The following is an 8,121-nucleotide window of genomic DNA, read 5'->3' on the forward strand; positions in this document are numbered from 1 at the left end:
GGGTGTACTCGGGTATTATGAACATTTTGATGACGACTGCTGATCACCTCATGATCGATCGGCGGATTTTGCAGGAAGCTAAAACCCTTGTCGAGCAAGGGCATCAAGTAACTTTACTTGCGGGTTTCGAGTGCCCGGAACGGGAGTCCTATGTTCAGGATGGCATAAGGATCGAGCGTTTTGTCTATGATTGGGGCGACTCCCGATTCCCTCCGCTTGCCCGTCGCTATGGTCTTGAGCCTGGTTCGAAAGGGTATGGTTGGGCATGGCGTTTGTTCCGTGCTTGGGCCAATCGAGTGGCCAAACTGAGCAGTTTCGAGCAGTTTATCTACGACCGGATGAGTGAATACCAAGTCGATATCCTGCATGTTCATGACTTTCCCATGCTAGCGCCTGCTGTGGAGCTTGCGAAGCTACGCAAGGTACCGCTGATTTATGATGCGCATGAACTCTATTACGCGCAGGTGCAGTTGCCGAAAGCGGTGCAGGATAAATACAAGAAAAAAGAAGCTGCACTGATCAAACAGGTAGATGCCGCGATCACGGTTAACCCTTATATTGCTCAGCTCATGGCGGATCGCTATGAGGTCAAGGCTCCCCATGTCATCCTCAATGCGGCGCCACTCGCACCGATGAAGGAGACTTCGTTGCTGCGAAGCCGGTTTAACTTGCCGGCAGACGCCAATATTCTGCTTTACCAAGGCTGGATTTCAGACAATCGAGGGATCGAGCTTCTCGTTGATGCAGCAGAAAAATTTCAGGACAACATCTATTTGGTGGTTGTCGGTTATGGCGCCTATGAAGATACGCTCAAGGAGCAGGTTGCGCGTAAGGGGTTGCAGTCGCGCGTGCTCTTCTATGGTGGTGTGCCGTCGGCTGAACTGCATGAGCTTACATGCGATGCAGACCTGGGCGTGATTCCCTATCATGGCGTAGATGAGAACAACTATTTCTGCAGTCCCAACAAATTGTTTGAGTTTGCGATTGCCGAGCTTCCTTTTGTTTGTAACGATCTTCCGTTCTTGAGTGACGTTGTGAAGACGTACGGCAACGGCTTACTGGCTGATCTAGGCTCATCCAACTCTATTGCTGAGACGGTGAACTCGCTGTTTTCGGACCCTGCCCGTCTGTCTGCATTGAAGGACGGGGCGCGAAAAGCTCGCGGTACTATGAACTGGGAAGTTGAGTCCGAGAAGCTGCTGGGAATCTATAAAGGGGTCGTCGGTTGATCGTAAAAGGTCAACAGGGGGCAGGTGTTCGTCGGATTTCAAGAATTAGGCTGGATTTTGTATGTGTGGTATTGCAGGGATAGTTACGCTTTCGGGCGCGCCTGAGGCGCTGAGACATGCGGCGCTGAACATGATGGAGGCGATTCGCCATCGTGGTCCGGATGGTGAAGGGTTGTGGCAGGATACTGCACGACCAGTCGTATTGGGGCATCGGCGTTTGGCCATCATTGATCCGGAGCATGGCAAGCAGCCCATGACTACAGAAGATGGTCGCTATACGGTCGTTTTCAACGGAGCCATCTATAACTATCTGGAGCTGCGTCGCGAGTTGATTGTAAAGGGGCATCCCCTGCACAGTTATTCAGACACCGAGGTGCTGCTCTATGCTTACCGTGAGTGGGGGGAATCGTTTGTCGATCGTCTGGTCGGCATGTTCGCTTTCGCCATCTGGGATCGCTATGAGCAAAAACTGTTCTGTGCGCGTGATCGCATCGGTATCAAGCCGTTCTATTACAGCTTTGATGGTCAGCGGCTGCTATTTGCATCCGAGATCAAGGCGATTCTCGCGGATGACTCCATTCGTGCCCAGGCTTCTGCCGAAGGCTTGCAGGACTATCTGACCTTCCAGTTTTGCCTTGATGACAAAACCTTGTTCAAAGGTATCCAGAAACTGGAGCCGGGTCATAGTCTGTCTGCAAAGTATGTGGGTGATAAGCTCGACGTCCAAGTGCGGCAATATTGGGATCTGCACTACAACATCGACGAGTCACACGATGAGCGGTACTTCATCGATACCTTGGCCGGTCTGATTGACGACTCCATTCGTCTGCACTTGCGCTCGGATGTTCCGCTGGGGGCGCACCTGTCCGGTGGTCTGGATTCCAGCGCGGTCGTCTGTCTGGCATCGAGAATGCTCAAGGGCGAGCAACTCAAGACGTTCACTGGCGCCTTCAATGAGGGCCCGCAGTTTGACGAGACGGGTTACGCGAAGGAAGTCTCTGCGTTCGCTGGAACGGCTTATAAAGAGATCTATATCCCGGCGGGTCACGAGTTGCCGGAGGTGCTGCCGCGGCTGATGTATTACATGGATGAACCCTTGGCAGGCCCAGGTGTGATTCCACAATACTATGTGTCTCAGTTGGCCAGTGAGCACGTTAAGGTCGTCATGGGCGGCCAGGGTGGCGATGAGCTATTTGTCGGATATGCACGCTATATGGCGGCTTATCTTGAGAAGTGCTTGTCTGGTGCTATTTACCAGACTGCTAATCAGAGCCGGCATGCTGTTTCGCTGGAGTCCATCGTACCTAACTTGCCACTGCTCGCTACTTACCAGCCGATGCTGCAGGGCCTTTGGAAGAACGGTCTGTTTGGCCCACACGACCAACGCTACTTCAGTTTGGTCGACCGTAGCGAAGGCATGAGCCAGTTGTTCAACCAAGACGCGCTGCACAGCGCCAGTGGTTATTCTTCATTTGAGTCGTTCCAACGCATTTTCAATCGTGACGGGTTGCACTCGCTGGTCAATCAAATGACATACTTCGACCTCAAAGGGTCGCTGCCGGCCTTGCTTCACGTTGAAGATCGTACCAGTATGGCCGCGTCTATCGAGTCTAGGGTGCCATTGCTGGATCATCGCATCGTTGAGTTTATGGCGACTATTCCGCCGAACATCAAGTTTGCTGGTGGGCGCATGAAGCATCTCTTCAAGGAATCGATCAAGAGTGCGGTTCCCAAAGCGATTAGCGAACGCAAGGACAAGATGGGTTTCCCTACGCCTTTGACCCAGTGGACCAAAGGAGTCGCTCGTGATTTCGTGCGCGATACACTGTTGTCCGATCAAGCGCGTCGGCGAGGGCTGTACAACCTGGATGTTGTCGAAAAAATGCTGGGTAACGAGCGTGAGTTTGGCCGCGTGGTATGGGGCCTGCTGAGCCTTGAACTGTGGCATCGTATCTTCATCGATCGGGATCTGACGCCAAGTGGTATCTAATCCCAACGCGAGCTCCAAGCGGATCCTGATGCTCAGCAATGACCGTCAGATAGACCGACGCATCCTCCTGCAGGCAGACAGCCTGCAGGAGGCCGGTTGGCAGGTGACAATTCTCGCGATGCCGCTGGACAAGCCTGTTGCTCATGAAGATGAGCGAGTCTGGCGAATTGGCGCCCAAGTCGAGACACAGGCGCGCAAGGAAAATCACATCCTGCGGGTCTATCGCCTGATCCGTGGTTTGTTGCCAATGAATGGTTTTATCATGCGCAAGCTCAAGTCTTTCGCTTGGCGCTTTGTGGTTGACCAAGAGCGGTTCTACATGAACCTGTTCATGGCCGATGGCAGAGCGCATGTTGCCGATGTCGTCGTAGCGCATGATTTACCGATGCTTGCAGTCGGTAGGGCGTTGGCTGAAGAGTTCAATGCAGCACTGGTCTATGACAGTCACGAGCTTTTCAGTGAACAAGAGTTTACCCGAGGCGAACAGCGTAGCTGGGCGGAGATTGAGCGGCGACACGTGGGGACCTGTCAGCGTGTGATCACTGTGAACCCGTCGATTGCTCGTGAGTTGGAGTCTCGATATGGGCTTGCCGAGGTCGCGGTTATCCATAATGCCGAAAGAGTTGGTCCGCTAAGACCACGCTCTTGGTACTTGCACGACTGCTTCAGCATTCCCCGTGACCATTACGTTTTGCTTTTTCAAGGCGGATTTTCTGCGGGACGGAATCTGGAGACATTGGTTCAGGCAATGGGCTTGGTCAGTGATAAGCGTATTCACCTTGTGTTTCTGGGCGAAGGGCAGCTATCCGCAAAGTTATTGCGCTTGGCTAAAGGAAAGGACCTTAGTTCCCAAGTGCACTTTCATCCGGCGGTACCGCAAGCGCGGTTGTTGGAGGTTACGGCTGCTGCGGACGCAGGCGTCATCCCATATCAGGCTATATGCTTGAACAATTACTACTGCACACCGAATAAACTATTCGAGTTCATTTCTGCTGGCTTACCCATACTCGCCAGTGATCTACCTGAATTGCGACGCCTGGTAGCTGACAATGCCATTGGCCGGGTAGAGTCCTTGACTACCCCTGAACAAATGGCCAGCGCAATTACGGCGATGTTCCGTGATGCCAGCCAGTTGCAGGCGTGGCGCGACAACCTGCTAACGATTCGCGAAGACCTCAGTTGGCAACGTGAGGGTGAGCGGTTGAAGCAGATCTACGAGGAGCTGAAATGAAGGTTGTGGTAGTTTACCAGTATTACCAGGGGCACTCCGCGCCAGGGCACTCACTGGTTTATGAGCTTACCCAGCAACTGGCAAAAAACGGACACGATGTTTCTGTGGTTTCAGGTGAAACCGGATACATGAGAAGCCAACAGCCTACGTTGCCATGGTACAAGCGTCTATTCCGCAAGGAGTATGAGGGGCAGGTCACCGTGATTCGAACCTTCACTTATACTCAGCTGCATCGTAGTTACATTGGTCGTTTGATCAGTTTTCTTTCGTTCACCGTTACAGCACCCTTTGGCCTGCTGAAAATCAGCAAGCCAGATGTCGTGCTTGCGTCCTCACCGCCTATTTTTCCGATGTTCTCGGTGTGGCTGGTCTGTAAGATTCGCAAGATACCCATGGTTCTGGAAGTGCGCGATTTGTGGCCAGAGTCTGCTGTCCAGATGGGAATTCTCCGCAATAAGTCCCTGATTTCTATCATGATGTGGATGGAGCGCCTGCTTTATAACCAAGCACAGCGAATCGTCACATTGACTCACGGTATAAAAGATGACATTCAGCGTCGTGGTTGGCCTGCCAGTCGACTTGAAGTTATCACCTGTGGTATTGAAAGTGATATGTTGTATCCCGATGCTGATGCTGGTAAGGCCTTGCGTCGCAAGTACGGTCTTGAGGGGCGCCAGATTGTGCTTTACATGGGTGCAATGGGCGAGGCAAATAATCTAGATGTCATTCTGAATGCGGCATCAATGAGCCAAGATAGTAATCTGCTCTTTCTCCTGGTGGGGGACGGCATGAAGCGAGCCGCTATAAAGCAGCGCATTGCAGATTCAGGGATGAGCAATGTACAGTGCTGGGAACCCGTGGCAAAGAGCGAGGTCAGGCAGTGCATCAGTGCAGCGGATCTCTGTGTGGTCTCATTACAGGATATCCCGCTGTTTCAAGGCGCGATTCCGACAAAACTACTTGACTATATGGCGTGCGGTAAGCCTGTGTTATGTGGTGTGCGTGGCGAAGCTGCACAGATCGTTGAGGAGGCTGACGCCGGTGTTATCTTTGCCCCTAATGATGGGGCGCAATTGGCTGCACTGATTCAGGAGTTGATGGCTGATGAGTCTTGCCGGTTACGGATGGGCGCGAATGGAGCAGCCTACATATTGAAGAATTTCGAAGCACGTAAAAGTCGTGAGGCTATGGAGAAATTACTTCTTGATGTTGCCGGTCAGCGTGCTGAGCAAAAAGTTGCTTAGCCGTTCGGGGCAGGGTAGGACTTCGGGTTTTATTTTTGTGTGATCTTGGAATAGTATCGCTGACACTGTTCATTGACGTCTGGCGCGTGAGGTTAAGTTTAAAAGTTGGTAATTCATTGCGACATCCCGAGCACCTTAGTGCCTGATGTCGAGTTCATTCGATTTAGCCAGGCCATCAATGAGTTTGTTTAAGGGCAGATGGCTGGGTTAGCGTTAGCATTGGGCGCTAACCCAGCCATTGAGTCCGCGCCGGAAAGAGATCGATTTGGACCACTTGATAGCTCGGCTACTGCACGTGCAGTCGGTGGCCGACTACGAAGCTCTATTGCCATGAGCAGCGTGCGAAAGATGTAAAGATAAACCATGCCCCTATCTTGTGATTGATAGGGACATGGATCGATTAGGGTAATTTTGCATATGTGGACTTGCTCGGAGATGGCAGGCGACTGCCAGTCCTACCAGGATCCTGACAATTTTAGTGCTTAGTGCTTAAGCAGATCTGAGTATTTTTTCAAGATGTCGGAGTCAGCGATTTCGGCGACGATCCCGAGCAGCTTTTGATTATGCTCGAAGTACAGTGCATTGTACTTTAGTTTGTCGGGGAACTGAATATTGGCGATTGCTGTCTGGGGAATATCGAATGTTAAATCTACAACGCTTCCATTTGTGGGTGGTAGTGTGCCCACTTTGTAAAATGTTCTTCCGTCGGATATTTGAATGTCTGAGTTCCCCTGAGCTCTGTATGTGATTTTTATTTTGGCTTTGTTGCTTAGGTGAACTAACTCGCTAGCGGAGTTTATCTCCATTCTGAATGGTGCGTGATTAAAACCACCCAGGCCTTGAATGATTTTTCTAAACTGGCCGTGCGTCTTTGCTTGCGGGTCTGTATACGCGGCAGACCAATTCATATCTGGCGATACGATAAGGCTGGCGGCATTGGAGATATCATCATCTTGTTCGCTTCCAACCATGATGGATCGTGAAACGCCATCTCCAATCAACTCGATAGAGAAAACATCTAAGCTATTGTTGGTCAAATAGAAACGAAAAAGTAGATCAAGTCTTGATGGCGCAAGGGAGTAGGCAGAAATCGGTTTTTGGTAATCCGTATGGCTGATCACATAACGATGTATGTTGTTCTGAAGCCAGTTAACCGAACGCTGAGCCAGCTGCTTTGGTACTGCTCGTTGAGAAAAAATAGCATAATCGTAAAGAGCGATGGTTGCGATAAGATCCCCGTTGAGAACAGCGATCTCTTGTTTGACTGGATATTCCTCAAATATTACTTGCTCTTTCGTATGTCTTGAAAATCCGCCGTTCTCTATTGGTACAAGGTACGACAGGAAAATTTTATCGGCTTTATTTTTGTAGTAGGAGTCACCGGTTTTTTTAGCTAACTCTATGTAAAATTCAAGTGTAACTCCTTGAGTGAAGGCTGAAACCCAAGGGGCTTTAAGATGGAAAGGCCAAGCATCTTTGTAGTCATCTAGGAAGGTGTAAAACAGGCCGCCTTCTATTTCTCTCTCAAAGGAATTTAACTGCTTTTCACACTCTAGTGCGCTTTGGATATCACCTGAGAGAGCAGCTTCAAGTCCCCGAATGGCTAGCTTGCTTGGGGATCTGAAGTGTATCGTTCTGCTAGACATTCCTACTATAGGGTTACACTCTTTGCTGGTTCCAAATGCCCATGAGTAGTTTGGCATGGTGTCAGTGTAGAATCTAGAGAGATAGGAGTCTTGCGCATTTGATGGGACGCAGAAAAGCCATGAAAGGGCTATGAAAAATATAGAAAGCTGTGGGTTTTTTGATCTCGTCCACATAAAGCCAGTTAGTTCCTGTTATGCATTTTAAGTTTAGCCATTTAATTGGACGTCACAAATATATCACTGATGCTCCGTCCCACCTTTGACTAGGTTGGGTTCATGGAGCGCTTGCAGTACATGGATCCGTACGCGTCAAACTTAAAAAGGCGCATTCTCAACGAAATATTGTGATCATCAGCGATGGTAGGCATGGACTGATAGTGTCCAAGGCCTGCCAGGACTACGTTCGCGAGGTGAGCAGATGAAAAAAAGTTAGTTGAGTAGATGTGCCAACACCCCCTCCGGCCCACCGAGCCGAATCCGGTGGGTCTTTGCCAGCTTCCACTTCGAATGTATCCACATGCGCTACAGCAGAGCCAAGTCTAACAAATTGATGACTCCTACAGTACCCTAGCGTATACCACAAGGAGAATGGTCACTAGTTTTCAGTTTTCCTGAAAGTGTCTGCGCTATGACATCGAGCACGCTTTGAAGGATTGAATCGCCCCTGCTTTCCTAGACACTCTCCAAGCTCAGGAAATAGCGTTTCTCATACTCTACTGGAGACAGCTGCATAGCACTGCTGTGTCGACGCTTAGGGTTATAGAACATCTCGATGTAATCG

6 protein-coding genes are annotated in these 8,121 nt (G+C 50.4%); 4 read left to right on the forward strand and 2 right to left on the reverse strand.

Annotated features, from left to right (window positions below; translation table 11 throughout):
- Positions 1-17 precede the first annotated feature (17 nt).
- The 4 genes from WM94_RS07595 to WM94_RS07610 all read left to right on the forward strand — a co-directional run bounded on the left by WM94_RS07595 (position 18) and on the right by WM94_RS07610 (position 5,694).
- Positions 18-1,229 carry a glycosyltransferase family 4 protein gene (locus tag WM94_RS07595; RefSeq protein ID WP_156485950.1) on the forward strand — a complete coding sequence of 404 codons (1,212 nt, stop codon included), beginning with the start codon at positions 18-20 and terminating at the stop codon, positions 1,227-1,229.
- 61 nt (positions 1,230-1,290) lie between these two features.
- Positions 1,291-3,219, forward strand: a complete 1,929-nt coding sequence (gene asnB / locus WM94_RS07600; RefSeq protein ID WP_061550856.1) for an asparagine synthase (glutamine-hydrolyzing) — start codon at positions 1,291-1,293, stop codon at positions 3,217-3,219.
- A gap of 28 nt (positions 3,220-3,247) precedes the next feature.
- On the forward strand, positions 3,248-4,450 hold the full coding sequence (locus tag WM94_RS07605; RefSeq protein ID WP_061550857.1) for a glycosyltransferase family 4 protein: 1,203 nt from the start codon (positions 3,248-3,250) through the stop codon (positions 4,448-4,450).
- Entirely contained in the window at positions 4,447-5,694 is a 1,248-nt protein-coding gene (locus WM94_RS07610; protein ID WP_061550858.1) for a glycosyltransferase family 4 protein, read from the forward strand. The genes WM94_RS07605 and WM94_RS07610 overlap by 4 nt, the downstream gene beginning before the upstream one ends.
- 482 nt (positions 5,695-6,176) lie before the next feature.
- Here the strand turns inward: WM94_RS07610 and WM94_RS07615 are convergent, their stop codons facing one another.
- Together WM94_RS07615 and WM94_RS28840 are read right to left on the reverse strand one after the other, a co-directional pair.
- Positions 6,177-7,397, reverse strand: coding sequence for a D-glucuronyl C5-epimerase family protein (locus WM94_RS07615; RefSeq protein WP_177342369.1), 1,221 nt, complete (start codon positions 7,395-7,397; stop codon positions 6,177-6,179).
- Between the two features lie 615 nt (positions 7,398-8,012).
- Positions 8,013-8,121: IS3 family transposase (locus WM94_RS28840; RefSeq protein WP_135192744.1), on the reverse strand; the 109-nt coding region annotated here is incomplete at its 5' end.

Origin of the sequence: Pseudomonas sp. ABFPK, assembly GCF_001586765.1 — a bacterium.
GTDB classification, from domain to species: Bacteria; Pseudomonadota; Gammaproteobacteria; order Pseudomonadales; family Pseudomonadaceae; genus Aquipseudomonas; species Aquipseudomonas asiatica.

Excerpts from the sequence above, each read along its gene's own strand:
- WM94_RS07595 (WP_156485950.1), top strand. The coding sequence starts at position 18 with ATGAACATTTTGATGACGACTGCTGATCACCTCATGATCGATCGGCGG.
- asnB (WP_061550856.1), top strand. The coding sequence starts at position 1,291 with ATGTGTGGTATTGCAGGGATAGTTACGCTTTCGGGCGCGCCTGAGGCG.
- WM94_RS07605 (WP_061550857.1), top strand. The coding sequence starts at position 3,248 with ATGCTCAGCAATGACCGTCAGATAGACCGACGCATCCTCCTGCAGGCA.
- WM94_RS07610 (WP_061550858.1), top strand. The coding sequence starts at position 4,447 with ATGAAGGTTGTGGTAGTTTACCAGTATTACCAGGGGCACTCCGCGCCA.
- WM94_RS07615 (WP_177342369.1), bottom strand. The coding sequence starts at position 7,397 with ATGCCAAACTACTCATGGGCATTTGGAACCAGCAAAGAGTGTAACCCT.